The sequence below is a fragment of the Bacillus sp. FSL M7-1020 genome (assembly GCF_038050415.1).
GTDB lineage: Bacteria > Bacillota > Bacilli > Bacillales > Bacillaceae_G > Bacillus_A > Bacillus_A toyonensis.
The window spans coordinates 2,708,667-2,724,319 of record NZ_JBBOTW010000001.1 but is presented as its reverse complement, the minus strand read 5'-3'; the positions used below and the strand labels follow the sequence as shown (position 1 = coordinate 2,724,319).

The window sequence follows — 15,653 nt, the reverse complement described above, 5'->3', positions numbered from 1 at the left end:
GATGAAATTTTCTGCGTTAGGGGATCAAGCAATTATTGTTACGTTTGGTGAAGAAATTAGGATGGATATATACGGAAAAGTGCAGCGATTATTTCAAGCGTTGAAACAACATCCATTTACAGGAATGGTTGAATGTGTGCCATCGTTTACTTCATTAGCAATTTACTATAATTTGTACGAAGTATGGATGCAAAATGAGAGAGGTGAAAGGTCATATGATTACGTTTGCCAATATATACAGGAGCTGTGTGATTCATATAAAGAAGAAGTGAACCAGAAAGTGAAACATATTTCTATACCAGTTTGCTACGGAGGCGAATATGGGCCGGATTTAGAAGAGGTCGCACATTATCAAGGTTTGCAAGTAGAGGATGTTATTCGTATACATAGCGAAACAACATATTTTGTGTATATGTTAGGTTTCACACCAGGATTCCCATATTTAGGGGGACTATCAAAACAATTAGAAACACCTAGAAAAGAAACACCACGGTTACAAATTGCTCCTGGTTCGGTAGGGATTGGTGGAAAGCAAACAGGTATTTATCCGCTTGAAACACCGGGTGGATGGAATATTATCGGCCGAACACCGATTTCATTATTTAATCCAAGAGAAGAATCACCTACCTATATTCAAAGTGGTATGTATTTACGTTTTATCCCGGTAACAAAGGAAGAATACTTATCGCTAGAGGGGGCTAAAGAATGGATGTAGAGGTTTTACATGCGGGGATGCTTACAACAGTCCAAGATTTAGGACGATTTCATTATCAACAGTATGGTGTACCAGTTGGCGGTGCGATGGATAAAAATGCACTTAGGCTAATCAATATGTTAGTCGGTAATGAAGAAAATGAAGCAGGTTTAGAAATGACGATAATGGGACCTAAATTGTTACTAAAGAAAACGACTTTGCTCGCGATTGGCGGAGCGGATTTGGAACCGTTATTGAATGGAGAACGAATTCCGTTATGGCGTCCTATTTTAGCAGAAGAAGGCAGCATGCTTTGTTTTGGAAAAGCGAAACGTGGGTGCAGAGCATATGTAACATTTGCTGGTGGTATTCATATTGATCATACAATGGGAAGTAAAAGTACATATATGCGAGCTGCTATTGGCGGGATTGAAGGAAGGATGCTCAAAAAGGGTGACTATTTTCAAATTGGTACGCACGCAGAAATGGCGAGTCGTTTCATTCAGAACTTACAAAAGGAAGAGCGAATAAAAACAAAATGGGCAATTCGAAATAACGTCTTACCAAAATATAAGAAGCATCCTACGCTTCGCGTCATAACAGATTTTGAATATAATCAGTTTACAGAAAAAAGTAAAGAGTCATTTTTTATGAAAGAGTATAAAGTGTCCAATTATGCTGATCGCATGGGATATAGGTTTGATGGGGAAGTTTTAAATAGAGAAATAGAACAAGAAATTCTATCAAGTCCTGTTACATTTGGAACCATTCAAGTTCCAAATGGTGGGCAGCCTATTATATTAATGGCAGATAGGCAAACGACAGGTGGCTATCCGAGAATCGGAAATGTCATTTCAGTCGATTTACCTCTGCTTGCCCAGCTGAAACCAGGGGACTATGTAACTTTTGAAAAAGTTTCTATAGAAGAAGCGGAGCGATTGTACATAGAGCAGGAAGAAAATGTGAAACTATTAAAGAAGTTCATCGCTTTACGAAGCTGAGAGTAGGAGGGAAATATCGTGACGACAATCGATTTGAATTGTGATTTAGGAGAAAGTTTTGGAGCTTATAAAATGGGGAATGATGATGAGATTCTTCCGTTCGTTTCCTCTATAAATGTTGCTTGTGGTTTTCATGCGGGTGATCCGTTCGTTATGCGTCAAACAGTTGAAAAAGCTTTGAAACATAACGTAGCAATAGGGGCGCATCCTGGATTTCCTGATTTAATTGGATTTGGAAGAAGAAACATGAATGTTTCAGCAAGTGAAGTATATGATTACGTTTTATATCAAATTGGTGCATTAGACGGGTTTGTGAAAGCGGCAGGGGCGAAGATGCATCATGTGAAACCGCACGGTGCCCTATATAATATGGCGGCAACTGACCCAGTAATTGCAGATGCAATCGTAAAGGCAATTTCTCATATGAACCCGGATCTATTACTTTACGGATTAGCAAATAGCGAGGCGTTTATACAAGCTGCAGAAAAATATAAAGTAACATTCATGCAAGAAGTTTTTGCTGATCGTACGTATAAGCAAGATGGGACATTAACAAGTCGTACAGAAAAAAATGCACTTATAACAGATGAAGGCGAAGCGATAAAACAAGTGCTTCAAATGGTAAAAGAAGGATATGTAGAAACGGTGAATGGAGAGAAAGTAACAGTTCAGGCGCAAACAATTTGTTTGCATGGCGATGGAGAGAAAGCGGTACAATTTGCGGAGAGAATATACAGAACATTCGAACTTAATGGTGTTTCTATATGTGCACCGAAATAAAAAATGAGAGGAAGTGCTGGAAATGATTAAATTAATTGGGATACTACTTGTTGCAGTTGGCTTTCTATTTAGGTTAAATACACTATTAGTAGTAATGGTTGCAGGAATTGTTACTGGTATGGTTTCAGGATTAAGTTTTTATGACGTCATCAGCATGTTCGGTAAATTTTTTATAGAAAATAGATATATGTCTATGCCTATTATACTAACTTTACCTGTAATCGGAATTTTAGAGCGTTATGGTTTAAAAGAAAGAGCAGAAGCACTTATAACGAAATCAAAAGGGGCAACAACTGGAAGAGTATTAATGTCATATTTTACAATAAGAGAATCATCAGCGGCACTAGGGCTGAATATTGGTGGTCATGCGCAAACAGTAAGACCGCTCGTTGCACCAATGGCAGAAGGAGCGGCACAAGGTAAATACGGTAAACTTCCGGAAAAATTAAGAGAAAAGATTAAAGCAAACGCAGCTGCTGCAGAAAATACAGCTTGGTTTTTCGGAGAAGATATTTTTATCGCAACTGGTGCGATTTTATTAATGAAAGGATTCTTCGATTCAGTAGGTATGCATGTCGGAGTATGGGATATGGCGCTTTGGGGTATTCCAACAGCAATATCCGCACTAATCGTAAGTTGGATTAGATTCAGAAGGTTTGATAAATATATAGCGAAAACAATGAAGGCAGAAGGAAAACAAGAGAAGGAGGCTATATAAGATGAACATCATAACTATGGATACAATTTATTATGTATTAGGTATAATCGTTGCCTTTATCGCTGTGCGTATCGCATTCGATCGTGAACATCCAAACCGATTCGGTTCTAGCTTATTTTGGGCATTATTCGCAGTTACATTTTTATTCGGAAATGTAATACCTTCGTTTTACGTTGGGTGTATCGTGCTCGCTATGGTCGTGTTAGCTTCATTGAATAAAGTAACAAAATCCGAGGAGAAAGAAGTACCTGTACAAGAACGTGTGAAACATGCTGAGAAATTAAAAAATAAAATTTTCATGCCTGCACTTTTAATTCCTATTTTTACAATTATCGGTACGTTAACGTTAGGGAAAATCAAATGGGGAAATGTATCCCTTGTAGATCCAGATAAAGTAACGTTAGTTGCATTAGCGTTAGGAGCATTACTCGCATTCGTTGCGGCGATGCGTATTACAAAATCGAAAATAACGACGCCTGTTCAAGAAGGAAGTAGATTATTACAAGCTGTTGGTTGGGCAGTTATTTTACCACAAATGTTAGCAGCACTTGGCGGCATTTTTGCGAAGTCTGGTGTTGGACAAGTCGTTTCTGATTTAGTTGGAAAAGTGTTACCGACAGAATATCCATTCGTTGCTGTTATGGCGTACTGTTTAGGAATGATGCTTTTCACAGTTGTAATGGGGAATGCATTCGCAGCGTTTGCAGTAATCACTGGCGGAATCGGATTACCTTTAATTGTTCAAATGCACGGCGGGAATCCAGCGATTATGGCCGCACTCGGCATGTTTGCTGGATATTGCGGAACACTGCTTACGCCAATGGCAGCAAACTTTAATATCGTTCCAGCAATGCTTTTAGAGTTAAAAGATAAAAATGCTGTTATTAAAGCGCAAGTACCCATCGCGCTTTCTATCTTTATCATAAATATGTTTATTATGTACGGCTTAGTATATCGTTTCTAATTAGGAGGGAAAACGATGAAAACAGTATTATTAACAGGGTTCGATCCGTTCGGCGGAGAAAGTATCAATCCAGCTTGGGAAGTCGCAAAAAGCTTACATGAAAAAACAATCGGAGAGTACAAGATTATAAGTAAACAAGTTCCAACTGTATTTCATAAATCAATAAAAGTTTTAAAAGAATATATAGAAGAACTGTCGCCGGAAATGATTATATGTATCGGACAAGCTGGGGGTAGACCAGATATTACGATAGAGCGTGTCGCAATTAATATTGATGATGCAAGAATTGCTGACAATGAAGGGAATCAGCCGGTGGATGTACCGGTTGTTGAGGAAGGACCTGCTGCCTATTGGTCCACGCTCCCAATGAAAGCAATCGTAAAAAAACTTCGCGAAGAAGGCATACCGTCATCTGTTTCACAAACGGCAGGTACATTCGTTTGTAATCACTTATTCTATGGACTTATGTATGAACTAGAAAAACATGATATGAAAATAAAAGGCGGATTCATTCACATTCCGTTCTTACCAGAACAAGCGAGTAGCTACCCAGGGCAACCGAGTATGTCACTTTCTACTATTAGTAAAGGGGTAGAGTTGGCAATCGAAGTAACGACGGAAGTAGAGGTAGATATTGTAGAAATTGGGGGCGCGACGCATTAAGTAAAGTGAAATGTACAACACCTCCTGTAAACAACTGGTATAATAAGTATAGGAATATACATAGAGGTGATTTTTGTGCAATTTGAAGAAGTTCGTTCAATTTTAGAAAAAGCGAAGAAAATTACTGTATTAACAGGCGCAGGAGCCAGTACAGAAAGTGGCATCCCAGATTTCCGTTCAGCAAATGGGTTGTATGCTGATGTGAATGTGGAGATGTACTTATCGAGAGGGTACTATAACAGAAGTCCGAAAGAGTTTTGGAAGCATTATAAAGAAATATTTCAAATTAATACGTTTCATCAATATAAAGCTAATCGTGGACATCGCTTTTTAGCTGAGCTAGAAGAACAAGGAAAAGATATAACAATTTTAACGCAAAATATCGACGGTTTACATCAATTAGGTGGTAGTAAACATGTCATTGATTTACACGGAACACTTCAAACAGCACATTGTCCGAAGTGTAAAACGGGTTATGATTTACAATATATGATTGATCATGAAGTACCGCGCTGCGAGAAGTGTAATTTCATTTTAAATCCAGATGTTGTTTTATACGGAGATACACTGCCGCAATATCAAAATGCGATTACACGTTTATATGAAACAGATGTGTTTCTTGTTATGGGAACGTCATTAAAAGTACAGCCTGTCGCATCTTTCCCGGAAATTGCAAAGAGGGAAATTGGAGCAACAACCATTTTAGTAAATGAAGAGTTAACAGGGCAGGAATATAACTTTGATTTTGTTTTTCGACAAAAGATTGGTGAATTTGTTGAAGGGTTATCTTCAAATAAATAAGTTATCGTAAAAAAACTGAGGTGCAATGTATCTACCTCAGTTTTTTGTATTCATGATATTGTATTGTAAGGGGAATGGTAATAAATAGGATGTAAAATCCGAAAACTGAAAATTAAATCTTTTCTTTCTTTTGTAACTAATATAAAATTCTATATATATCATATAAATAAATTTGATACATAATGAGTTATCCCGTTATTTGCGAGCAGTAAGACTCCCATCTGAAAAATTCGGCACAGGCGAAGAAGTTAGGTGGAAGGGAAGATTACCTGCTTGTAAAAGCCCGATTGCTGTGGGCTAATAAACAGAGAACCACTCTGTTTAAAGTTTCAATTTATGCGTAGAAGTTAATAGAATGAAGCGAGGGAGCGAAATGAGACAGAACAAGGAAAAAAAGAAACAGCCGAAAAAGAAAAAGACTCATATTCCATTTCGGTTAAATGTACTATTTTTTATCGTCTTTCTTTTATTTTCAGCTATTATTATTCAACTAGGTAAAGTGCAAATCATTGATGGAGAAACGTATCGAAATGAAGTGAATAAAAAGGAAGATGTGACGGTGAGCACGCCTGTTCCTAGAGGGAAAATGTTTGATCGAGAAGGCAAAGTGATTGTAAATAACAAACCGCTACGAACCGTTACATATACGAAAATGAAAGGAGTAGACTCGAAAGAAGTTTTAAAAGTAGCGAGAGAGTTAGCAGGGCTAATTGAAATGTCGCAAGAGGATATGGATAAGTTAACAGAGACAGATAAAAAAGATTTTTGGATGCAGTTAAATGAAAAAAGGGCTGCAGAAAAAGTAACGAAAGCAGATGAGAGTAAATTTAGGAAGCAGGAAATAGAAGGGAAAGAATTAGATAAAAAAGTAGAAGAGTTGCGTCGGGAGAGAATTACACAAGAAGAATTAAAGGAGCTTTCAAAAGATGATTTAGAAGTATTAGCAATTAAAAGTAAAATGAATACGGGATATAAAATGACGCCGCAAATCGTTAAAAAAGATGTAAGTCAAAATGAATATGCAATCGTTAGTGAAAGATTAGCAAGCTTGCCGGGGGTAGATACGACAGTAGATTGGGAACGTGAATATCCAAATGATAAAATCCTTCGTTCTATACTTGGTAGCGTTTCTAATGAAAATGTGGGATTGCCAAGAGAACAATTAGAGTATTATTTAGTTCGTGATTACAACCGAAATGATCGTATTGGTAAGAGTTACATCGAAAAGCAATACGAAGATGCATTACATGGAATGAAAGAACAATCTAGAAATATTACAGATAAAGCAGGGAATATTATTCGGACTGAAAAAGTGACTGAAGGAAAAAGTGGAAATAACTTAATGTTAACGGTTGATATGGATTTGCAAAAAAAGGTAGAGGAAAGTCTTGAAAAAAATTTACGAGCGTTTCATTCTTCAGAACCGATGATGGATCGTGCTTTCGTTGTAATGATGAATCCGAAAAACGGTCAAATTTTATCAATGGCAGGAAAGAAAATTGTAAATAAAGATGGCGTGATGCAAATAGAAGACTACGCATTAGGGACGATGACAAGTTCCTATGAGTTAGGATCAACTGTGAAAGGGGCTACTTTATTATCTGGATACCAAGCAGAAGCGATTAAACCGTTTACGCATTTCTTTGATGCGCCAATGTACTTTAAAGGAAGTACTAAGCCGAAAAAATCATGGAAAGATTTTGGTGATATTGATGATTTAAGAGCTTTACAAGTTTCGTCGAACGTTTATATGTTTAATACAGTATTAAAAATGGCGGGGATTAATTATGTGCCAAACAATCCGTTAGATATTAAACAAGAGACATTTAATAAAATGCGTTACTATTTTAGACAATTTGGTTTAGGTGTATCGACTGGTATTGACTTGCCAAATGAATCAATTGGTCAAATGGGTAGAACTGATAATATACCAGGCTTTTTACTTGATTATGCAATTGGACAATATGATACATATACACCGCTACAGCTTGCTCAATATATTTCAACAATTGCAAATGGCGGTTACCGAATGAAACCACAAATTGTGCAAGAAATTAGAGAGCAGCCAAACCGCCCAGAGGATGTCGGAAAAGTTATTCGATCAATTGAACCGGTTGTTTTAAATCGAGTGGATATGGACACGTCATACATTAATCATGTAAAAGAAGGGTTTAGAAGAGTTTTTCAAGAAGCTGACGGAACAGGTACAGGAACGTTTAAAGGCTTACCGTATAAACCAGCTGGAAAAACAGGAACAGCTGAGACGGTATATGGTGGAGAAAGTGATATTGGAAGAGATGAGAACTATAACCGAAAAAAATGTTATAATTTAACTCTTGCCGGCTATGCGCCATATGATGCTGATCCGGAAGTAGCTTTTTCAGTTGTTGTACCATGGGTGAATAATGATAAATCAGGGGTTAATTCCGCGATTGGTAAAGAAATTTTGGATGCGTATTTTGACTTGAAAGCGAAAAGATCAAATGCAAATTCAGTCCCGGTAGAACAGCCGAACAAGGCCCAGTAAAAATAATATCACTGCACAGGAATATATTGTGCAGTGATATATTTTTTGAGTTATTTTATAAGGTGGGAATGGATATGAAAGAGGAGATTAAGAGAGGTTGGGGGAAGTACATACTATTTATACTTGTTATGGTAATAGCCTATCATTCTTTTACGTTATGTAAGGTAGAAGGGAAATCCATGCAGCCGACTTTAAATGAAGAAGACTACGTATTTGTAAATAAAGCAGCAGTACATTTTTCTAACATACAGCACGGGGAAATTGTCATTATTAAAGAAGAGAACGAATCGAAATATTATGTGAAAAGGGTAATAGGGCTACCTGGTGACGTAATTAACATAACGAATGGAACTGTATATGTAAATGATAAAAAACAAGTAGAGCCGTATACAAATAAAGATTTATTCAACAATACACAAGTATTTTACAATTTCCAAAAGACAAAGATTCCACCAAATAAGCTATTTGTCATGGGAGATAACCGTGAACTTAGTAGGGATAGTCGCAATGGCTTAGGATATATTGAAGAAGATAACGTGATAGGAAAAGTAGAATTTGTGTATTATCCTTTTTCAAAAATGAAAATTATAGAATAAGTGGGGAATTCATAAAGCCCCACTTATTAAAGTTTCACTTTATTTTCTTTAAAAAACCTTTTGGATTAAAAGATATGAAAAATTTATGTTTAGATTCATCGATTATGAAATTGTTATTTTTAGCTAAAAACTCTTCCACGGCTTCCATCGGGCCAGGGCCCCAATCTGGAAGGAGAGGATTTCCGTTAATACATGTATCCTCTACAATAATGTAACTACCAGTGGTTACAATAGATTTATAAAGTAAGAGTTCTTTTGATACATGTTCTTTACTATGATCAGAATCTAAAATAACTAAAATCACATCATCAGGTTTGCGCATACTTACTATTGTTTGGACGGCCTGCACAGAAACAGAAGATGCTGTTAAATACGTAATCCGATTATGTGATGGCCGATTTGGCTGCGGAGTTATATCGATAGTAAGTACGTGACCTTTTCCGATTAAATCTAACATAGAAGCTAAATACAGTGCACTACCACCATGAAAAGTCCCGCATTCAATAATTAAATCGGGCTTTAATTCATAAATGATTTCTTGATACAAAAAGAGATCAGAGGGAAGTTTGCAGATGGGAACACCGAACCAGTAGGTATCTTTTAACCAAACGTGGCTGTCGTAATACTGTTTTAAAAATTCACTGCTTGTAGTATCGATTTTAAATGCTCCTTTCTAAAAAGGATTCTTTCGTTTGACGTAAAGTATTTACGTATGAAAGTTGTACTATATATTATGTGATAAGGAATTGTAAGGCGAGTGTTTTCACTTGAAAATAAGCAAAATAACTCATGTGGAAAATCAATTGCTTACAAAAGAAGGTGTAATTGAAAGGAAATGATAGTATGTATACATACACAATTTGCTTCATTAGAAAACGAAATAAAATACTCTTACTAAATAGAAATAAAAAGCCGAATATGGGAATGTGGAATGGTGTTGGGGGAAAAATTGAAGATAATGAAACGCCATATGAAGGAATAATTAGAGAAACGCTTGAGGAAACGGGCATAGATCTCCAAAGTGTAACGTATAAGGGGAATGTTGGTTTTAAAGATAAAGACGAGCCTCTGGCTAGTGAAGGAATGTATGTATTCCTTGCTGATTTGCCAGAGGGAGTACAAATGGATACACCGTTAAGTACTGATGAAGGTATATTAGAGTGGAAGGAAATTGGATGGATATTAGATGAGAATAATAGAGGTGTAGTTAGTAATTTACCAAAATACTTACCGCTAATATTAACAGAAGAAAATATGTTAGAGCATATATTCACGTACGATAACCGGAATATTATTAATTACACAACTGCATTTTTGACAGAAGATGATGCGAACAAACGATATGAAAAACAACTCGTTTCTCAATAGAAGATAGGATGAAAAACTACACTTATACTTTAGTTGAAAAAATATATATGTTAGGTGATTACATGCTGAAAAAATATACTTTATTAGCCAAAGTTGTAACACAAACTTTCGTTACTTAAATTAAAACAAAAAAGAGATGGCATATCCATCTCTTTTTGTTTTCGTATGCTCCATGATTAGTTGCGAATCGCTTTAATGATAAAGCGATGTTGCTTCACATCAAAATAGCCTTTTTGCAACATAATCTCATGTATGCGATATAATTCCTCATAATACCTTTCGACAGTAAAATCAGGAGTTTGCCACGGAATCGCTTTTAAATAATAGACGATAGCGCCAATATCATAAAAGCGTTGAAGAGGGAATTCTTCCTTTGCATCTAAAATAGTAAATCCATTTTCCTTTAGCTCATTACAGGCAGTTTCGAGTGACCAACTTGCAAATTCGCTATTTAGTGGTGTGCCAAACTGCTTATTAAGTTCTGCGCAATCAAGACCACCAGCTTGTTGTGTAAGAAATATTCCATTAGGAGAAAGGATTCGGTTTACCTCAGAAGCAGCATAGGATTCATGTTGGTTCACAATTAAATCAAATTGAGCATCTTGAAGCGGTAGGGCAGCATCATCCTTTACTTCTACAACAATAACCCCTAAAGGCTCTAATTTCTTTCGGGAAATTGGCACGTTTGGAGCGTAGCCCTCAGTAGCATAAATAGTTGGCGGGAACGGTTGTAACATAGATAAAAGCTCTCCACCGCCAGTGCCCATATCTAGCATTGATTTTGCGTGTTGTATAAGCTGGAAAGCAGTGCTACCGTACGACCACGATAAAGGCTCACTTTTCATTCGACCCGTTTCTGAAATGAAAGAAAAATCCCAGCCGCTAAAATTTGTATTTGCACTGTCTAATAAAGTTAAAAATAATGGATCACGTTTCATAATTGTACCCTCCTATTTTGTAAATGAATGATATGATGAGAAAAGTAAAAAGGAGGACCTCTTATAAAAGTGAAACGGATTTACGTTTCGTGTTCGAATAGATGCATATAAATTCGCTCCTTGCGAGAATGATTATTTATATATTCGGGATTTTTGAGTGGAATTCCTTTGAAATATAAAGAGAAGGTAGATATTTAATGGAAAATTGGATTGAGTTTACAGATAAAGAGTACGATCGAATTTGGGATAAAGTATATAGTGACTATGAATTTTCACCAAGTGTTTCAATATTTCCATCGTTTAAAGTACCAGGACCGTTTATCACATATGACATCTCTCATTATTTTGGAGAATCGGTAGATTTAAATGTATATGATGAACTTGAAGAAAAAGCATTAAAAGTTTTCAAAGAGAATACAGCATTGAATGAATATATGATGGCACTAGATTGGCAACATGAGTGTTATTGGGTAAATCCACACTTAGAGTTTGAAAGAAATGAATTTTATGAGTGGCGTATACCAATATTTCCGAATGGTGATTACTATTTCTTTATTCAGAAAGACTTTAAGTGGGGGTATTTAGGCCATCCTTGGGAGAAGAGTATAACGATATTTGGAAAAGAAATAATAGAGAGTTTTAAACAAAATAAACCGGAAATGTTTCAAAATATTTTAAGGCAGGGATAATGTTTTAAAGAGAAAAAACGCTTATACTTCATTCTTGAAGCATAAGCGTTTTTGTTTTGGCCGTTTTCATTTAAAAATACTTAAAAATAAAAATCTTTTGGTAAAGTACCATTTTTTATCACCGTTCTTAACCCATGTTTTATAATCCAAGGGTTAACAGGATGCTGTTTATCACGTAATTGCTGCAACCATTGAAAAACGAGTTCTTTATCTTCCTTCGTAATATCGTTAATATGATTGGCTACAGATTTTTGAACATACTTAGAAGGGTCATTCATTAATGGTTCAAGAAGCTGTAAATTGTTCTTAAAGTTACCTTTTAGAGCTCCTGTTTTTTTTGCCCAAGGAAGTCTTGGTCTTGTACCTTCAGAAATTAGTCTCCTAATGTGGCTGTTTTCGTCATGAATCCACTGTTGTAAAATATTTAGTGTGTCTTCATGGTACGTTTCAAGAAAAGGCCGAATGGCATATTCAGCAGTATTCCTTTTTGTTATTTCATACATTGCATGGAATGAGGAGTCAAAATCGTTAAGCCCATATTTTTCAACGTATTTTGCGATAGGCATGTACATATAGCCGTTTGTAAATGTACCTACTTCTGTTGTATTTTCTGGTCCCAATGTTTTCAGTAATATATGTATTGCTTCATTAAAATCTTTTTGTAAAGCATTGTGTAATTCATCTGCTATTACTTCAATCCGTTGCTTTAACTCTAAACCTTCAGCTTTACATGTTACGGAGGCTATAAAGTTTTTTTTAGAGAAAGTAGAATCGTGTTTACAAATAGAATCAGCCATTTTTTCTGCTAATTCATCATTAAATAAAAATTTTAATGGAACGTATTTACCCATTTTTCCACCTCATTGGTCAGTTGAAAATAATTTTTATTTTTTAATCGACAATCCATAAACTAACGTCTCACTAGGAGTCGTAATACTAAAACCAGTCGTCTTATAATCAAGTTTCACTGTATCACCAGTGTAATCTTTCGTGAATGATTCCATTTGTACAATAAGCATTTCATCCTCATATACAATATCATCTGCATTGTATGTATCCCAAACTAAATCAACATCAACGAAAATGCTACAAGAGTTTGTCATTGTTCCTCTAATGCGAATGATCTTTTTATCTGCACGTTCTAATCTATGTATAGCTGCCTTTGCTTCATCAGTAATACGAATGTTCATTGTATCCCAACCTTTATTTTTATTTCTTTTATTATTGCAAAAACAAAAGAAATAGGGAAGTAAAGAGAATTGTAAAAAAAACGAGCAAACAAAATTGTTTGCTCGCTCTACTTTATTTTAGTTCACATTTATCAAGTGGAATCACTTTTGTTTTCTTTGTAAATTTATATCCTAACCATAGTACTAAGAAGAGCGGTAAACCGATGTAAGAAACGAGTACGCCGTTCCAATCGATTGATTCACCCATAAATGCGCCGTAGTTTTGTCCTAAAATTACGATGACGCAAAGTGTAAATGCGAAGATTGGACCGAATGGGAACCATTTTGCTCTATATGGTAAGTCTTTTAAATCTTTTCCTTGTGCGATATATGCTTTACGGAAGCGGTAATGACTAATTGCAATACCAACCCATGCGATAAAGCCAGACATACCAGAAGCGTTTAATAACCAAATATATACAACACCGTCACCGAATAAAGAAGCGATGAAAGCGACGCTACCAACTACTGATGTTGCGATTAGAGCGTTAACAGGTACACCACGGCTATCTAATTTGCCTAAAAACTTCGGTGCTTTTCCTTGACGAGCTAAATCCCAAAGCATACGAGTTGATGCGTACATGCCAGAGTTACCAGCAGATAAAACTGCCGTTAAAATAACAGCGTTCATAACAGAAGCAGCAAAGGCAACGCCCGCTTTTTCAAATACAAGTGTAAATGGACTTACTGTAACATCACTTGCTGCAAGACTTTCAGTTGTATAAGGAATTAATAAACCGATAACGAGAATTGCAAGGATATAGAATAAAAGAATGCGCCAAAAGATCGAACGAATTGCTTTTGGGATATTGCGTTCTGGATCAGACGTTTCACCAGCAGCTACACCTAATAATTCAGTTCCTTGGAAGGAGAAACCAGCAGCCATAAATACACCGATAATTGCCATGATACCGCCGTTAAATGGAGCATCTGCAACAGTGAAGTTTTTAAAGCCGACAGATTCGCCGCCCATAATTCCAAAAATCATCATGAAGCCGACAACTAAGAAGATAATAATAGTAACTACTTTAATAAGTGCGAACCAATATTCAGATTCACCAAAACCTTTAACAGATAAATAGTTTAAGAGAAAAATAATAGCTAAGCATAATCCACTCCAAATGAGGGAAGGGGTATCAGGGAACCAAAATTTCATAATTAATGTTACGGCCGCTAGTTCTGCCGCAATTGTAATCGCCCAGTTATACCAATAGTTCCATCCAAGTGCAAAGCCAAGTGATGGATCAACAAATTTTGTTGCATACGTGCTAAAAGATCCAGTAACAGGCATGTAAGCTGCAAGTTCAGCTAAGCTTGTCATTAAGAAATACACCATAATTCCAATTGCGGCGTATGCGATTAGTGCACCGCCAGGACCAGCTGAATGGATTACACCACCGCTGGCAAGAAATAGTCCGGTACCGATTGTACCACCGAGAGAAATCATCGTAAGGTGACGAGATTTTAATCCGCGTTTTAATTCACCTTGTCCTTGTGTAGTTTGCGTTTTAGAGGTAGATTGATTTGTTGCGCTATTCATGTTCAACACTCCTTTTCTTGTAGGTTAGGAAGGAGCGGGGGAGAAAAATACAAAAAACCGCCAAAGGAATTAGGCGGAACGTTTCACAAATAACCACCCCATCATACCCTTCCGTTAAGATAGCACCCCACGTTTACACGGTAATTTTGTAAACGTGACAGTTCTGTTCCTTTCGGAGACAGCCCCAGCTCATACTTCCAGAGAAGAAATACAAACTTCGGCAACTTTTCCTTTCAAACGGAGTCAGTGACATTCTCTGTGTCTCGTCCGTTTTACTTTTAAAAGTCGCAACCTCTACCTCATCGGATTGATGAGGATTTATATATTGCTAAGATATTTAATATATGGCAATTGTAATGAGTTTCTGAATATATTGCAAGGAATTTTGTTAGGAAAAGTCAAAAAATATCGGTTATTGTATAGGAAACGCTTGCATAACTCCACCCGAACCTACTATTATGTAGCAATAAACAAAGAAAAAATTGTTATACAAATGTTTCGCAAAAAATAATGAAAAACCCTTTAAAATTAAAAGAAAATTCAGAAAATATAATTCGACATAACGATTGAAGGGTATCACTTCTTTTATTTTGTTCTAAAGAAAAAACATATGTGCAAATTAAAAGATTGAATATTCTTTCTTTTTTGTAGTAAAATTGAAGTACTGTTTAATTAAAAAGGGGACATCGTTATGAAATTAGAAACAGAAAGATTACATATTATCCCGTGTACGGAAGAATGGGTTCAGATTGCGAAGAATCAAGGATACAATAGCGGCCCGCATATTGCAGGGCATGTAGAAAGTGTAAAACAAGACGCAGCTTTATTACCTTGGGGTGCGTGGTATGTCATTCGAAAAGAAGATGACATCGTACTAGGGGATATAGGATTTAAAGGGAAACCGAACGAGAAACGTACAGTAGAAATTGGTTACGGTTTTATTGAGAAATATTGGAATAAAGGGTATGCTACAGAATCTGTAGATGAATTAATAAAGTGGGCTTTCCAGACAGGAAAGGTAGATACAATTATTGCGGAGACACTCCTTGAAAATGCTAGTTCGATTCGTGTATTAGAGAAATTACATATGAAGAGAGTAGATACAACAGATACGATGATTAATTGGAAAATAGAAAAATAAAAAA

The 15,653-nt window shown here is 36.2% G+C and carries 17 protein-coding genes and 1 riboswitch; of the genes, 12 read left to right on the top strand and 5 right to left on the bottom strand.

Annotated elements, in window-relative coordinates; translation table 11 throughout:
* Window position 1 precedes the first annotated feature (1 nt).
* From pxpB to lepB, 9 genes are all read left to right on the top strand, one after another.
* Entirely contained in the window at window positions 2–715 is a 714-nt protein-coding gene (gene pxpB, locus MHB70_RS13905) for a 5-oxoprolinase subunit PxpB (RefSeq protein WP_000672291.1), read from the top strand.
* A complete protein-coding gene (locus tag MHB70_RS13900; protein ID WP_000382263.1) occupies window positions 706–1,695 on the top strand; it encodes a 5-oxoprolinase subunit C family protein in 990 nt (329 codons plus the stop codon). Before pxpB ends, MHB70_RS13900 begins: the two co-directional genes overlap by 10 nt.
* An 18-nt stretch (window positions 1,696–1,713) precedes the next feature.
* A complete protein-coding gene (gene pxpA / locus MHB70_RS13895; protein ID WP_000207306.1) occupies window positions 1,714–2,475 on the top strand; it encodes a 5-oxoprolinase subunit PxpA in 762 nt (253 codons plus the stop codon).
* Between the two features lie 22 nt (window positions 2,476–2,497).
* Complete coding sequence (locus tag MHB70_RS13890) at window positions 2,498–3,193, top strand: DUF969 domain-containing protein (RefSeq protein ID WP_000593386.1); 696 nt, start codon at window positions 2,498–2,500, stop codon at window positions 3,191–3,193.
* Between the two features lies 1 nt (window position 3,194).
* Entirely contained in the window at window positions 3,195–4,157 is a 963-nt protein-coding gene (locus MHB70_RS13885; RefSeq protein WP_001021657.1) for a DUF979 domain-containing protein, read from the top strand.
* 15 nt (window positions 4,158–4,172) lie between these two features.
* A complete protein-coding gene (pcp, locus tag MHB70_RS13880; protein ID WP_000859721.1) occupies window positions 4,173–4,820 on the top strand; it encodes a pyroglutamyl-peptidase I in 648 nt (215 codons plus the stop codon).
* 75 nt (window positions 4,821–4,895) lie between these two features.
* A complete protein-coding gene (locus MHB70_RS13875) occupies window positions 4,896–5,621 on the top strand; it encodes an NAD-dependent protein deacylase (protein WP_001159151.1) in 726 nt (241 codons plus the stop codon).
* A gap of 373 nt (window positions 5,622–5,994) precedes the next feature.
* Window positions 5,995–8,148, top strand: coding sequence for a peptidoglycan D,D-transpeptidase FtsI family protein (locus MHB70_RS13870; RefSeq protein ID WP_061530673.1), 2,154 nt, complete (start codon window positions 5,995–5,997; stop codon window positions 8,146–8,148).
* A 74-nt stretch (window positions 8,149–8,222) separates the two neighbouring features.
* Window positions 8,223–8,744, top strand: coding sequence for a signal peptidase I (lepB, locus tag MHB70_RS13865; RefSeq protein ID WP_000656827.1), 522 nt, complete (start codon window positions 8,223–8,225; stop codon window positions 8,742–8,744).
* A gap of 34 nt (window positions 8,745–8,778) precedes the next feature.
* On the opposite strand, the gene MHB70_RS13860 is transcribed toward lepB, so the two are convergent.
* Window positions 8,779–9,402: a cephalosporin hydroxylase family protein gene (locus tag MHB70_RS13860; RefSeq protein ID WP_073990597.1), complete on the bottom strand. Its 624-nt coding sequence runs from the start codon at window positions 9,400–9,402 to the stop codon at window positions 8,779–8,781.
* 167 nt (window positions 9,403–9,569) lie between these two features.
* Between MHB70_RS13860 and MHB70_RS13855 the strand changes: the two genes are divergently transcribed.
* A complete protein-coding gene (locus MHB70_RS13855) occupies window positions 9,570–10,112 on the top strand; it encodes an NUDIX hydrolase (RefSeq protein ID WP_141543680.1) in 543 nt (180 codons plus the stop codon).
* 176 nt (window positions 10,113–10,288) lie between these two features.
* Here the strand turns inward: MHB70_RS13855 and MHB70_RS13850 are convergent, their stop codons facing one another.
* Window positions 10,289–11,050, bottom strand: coding sequence for a class I SAM-dependent methyltransferase (locus MHB70_RS13850; RefSeq protein WP_000817559.1), 762 nt, complete (start codon window positions 11,048–11,050; stop codon window positions 10,289–10,291).
* A gap of 197 nt (window positions 11,051–11,247) precedes the next feature.
* On the opposite strand from MHB70_RS13850, the gene MHB70_RS13845 reads away from it, so the two are divergent.
* Window positions 11,248–11,739 carry a DUF2716 domain-containing protein gene (locus tag MHB70_RS13845; RefSeq protein ID WP_000432847.1) on the top strand — a complete coding sequence of 164 codons (492 nt, stop codon included), beginning with the start codon at window positions 11,248–11,250 and terminating at the stop codon, window positions 11,737–11,739.
* A gap of 80 nt (window positions 11,740–11,819) precedes the next feature.
* On the opposite strand, the gene MHB70_RS13840 is transcribed toward MHB70_RS13845, so the two are convergent.
* The 3 genes from MHB70_RS13840 to MHB70_RS13830 all read right to left on the bottom strand — a co-directional run bounded on the left by MHB70_RS13840 (window position 11,820) and on the right by MHB70_RS13830 (window position 14,508).
* Window positions 11,820–12,590 carry a DNA alkylation repair protein gene (locus MHB70_RS13840; RefSeq protein WP_061530636.1) on the bottom strand — a complete coding sequence of 257 codons (771 nt, stop codon included), beginning with the start codon at window positions 12,588–12,590 and terminating at the stop codon, window positions 11,820–11,822.
* Between the two features lie 33 nt (window positions 12,591–12,623).
* Complete coding sequence (locus MHB70_RS13835; protein ID WP_001026169.1) at window positions 12,624–12,929, bottom strand: iron-sulfur cluster biosynthesis family protein; 306 nt, start codon at window positions 12,927–12,929, stop codon at window positions 12,624–12,626.
* A gap of 112 nt (window positions 12,930–13,041) precedes the next feature.
* Window positions 13,042–14,508 (bottom strand): amino acid permease, encoded by a 1,467-nt coding sequence (locus MHB70_RS13830; protein WP_001083390.1) that lies wholly within the window; start codon window positions 14,506–14,508, stop codon window positions 13,042–13,044.
* Between the two features lie 112 nt (window positions 14,509–14,620).
* A riboswitch (Lysine riboswitch) is annotated at window positions 14,621–14,813 on the bottom strand.
* Between the two features lie 386 nt (window positions 14,814–15,199).
* Here MHB70_RS13830 and MHB70_RS13825 point away from each other — a divergent pair.
* Entirely contained in the window at window positions 15,200–15,649 is a 450-nt protein-coding gene (locus tag MHB70_RS13825; protein WP_000764586.1) for a GNAT family N-acetyltransferase, read from the top strand.
* Window positions 15,650–15,653 lie beyond the last annotated feature (4 nt).

Coding starts and splice junctions, on each gene's coding strand:
- MHB70_RS13900 (WP_000382263.1), top strand. CDS start 706: ATGGATGTAGAGGTTTTACATGCGGGGATGCTTACAACAGTCCAAGAT.
- MHB70_RS13870 (WP_061530673.1), top strand. CDS start 5,995: ATGAGACAGAACAAGGAAAAAAAGAAACAGCCGAAAAAGAAAAAGACT.
- MHB70_RS13850 (WP_000817559.1), bottom strand. CDS start 11,050: ATGAAACGTGATCCATTATTTTTAACTTTATTAGACAGTGCAAATACA.
- MHB70_RS13835 (WP_001026169.1), bottom strand. CDS start 12,929: ATGAACATTCGTATTACTGATGAAGCAAAGGCAGCTATACATAGATTA.
- MHB70_RS13825 (WP_000764586.1), top strand. CDS start 15,200: ATGAAATTAGAAACAGAAAGATTACATATTATCCCGTGTACGGAAGAA.
- pcp (WP_000859721.1), top strand. CDS start 4,173: ATGAAAACAGTATTATTAACAGGGTTCGATCCGTTCGGCGGAGAAAGT.
- MHB70_RS13885 (WP_001021657.1), top strand. CDS start 3,195: ATGAACATCATAACTATGGATACAATTTATTATGTATTAGGTATAATC.
- MHB70_RS13830 (WP_001083390.1), bottom strand. CDS start 14,508: ATGAATAGCGCAACAAATCAATCTACCTCTAAAACGCAAACTACACAA.
- MHB70_RS13840 (WP_061530636.1), bottom strand. CDS start 12,590: ATGGGTAAATACGTTCCATTAAAATTTTTATTTAATGATGAATTAGCA.
- MHB70_RS13890 (WP_000593386.1), top strand. CDS start 2,498: ATGATTAAATTAATTGGGATACTACTTGTTGCAGTTGGCTTTCTATTT.
- pxpB (WP_000672291.1), top strand. CDS start 2: ATGAAATTTTCTGCGTTAGGGGATCAAGCAATTATTGTTACGTTTGGT.
- MHB70_RS13845 (WP_000432847.1), top strand. CDS start 11,248: ATGGAAAATTGGATTGAGTTTACAGATAAAGAGTACGATCGAATTTGG.
- lepB (WP_000656827.1), top strand. CDS start 8,223: ATGAAAGAGGAGATTAAGAGAGGTTGGGGGAAGTACATACTATTTATA.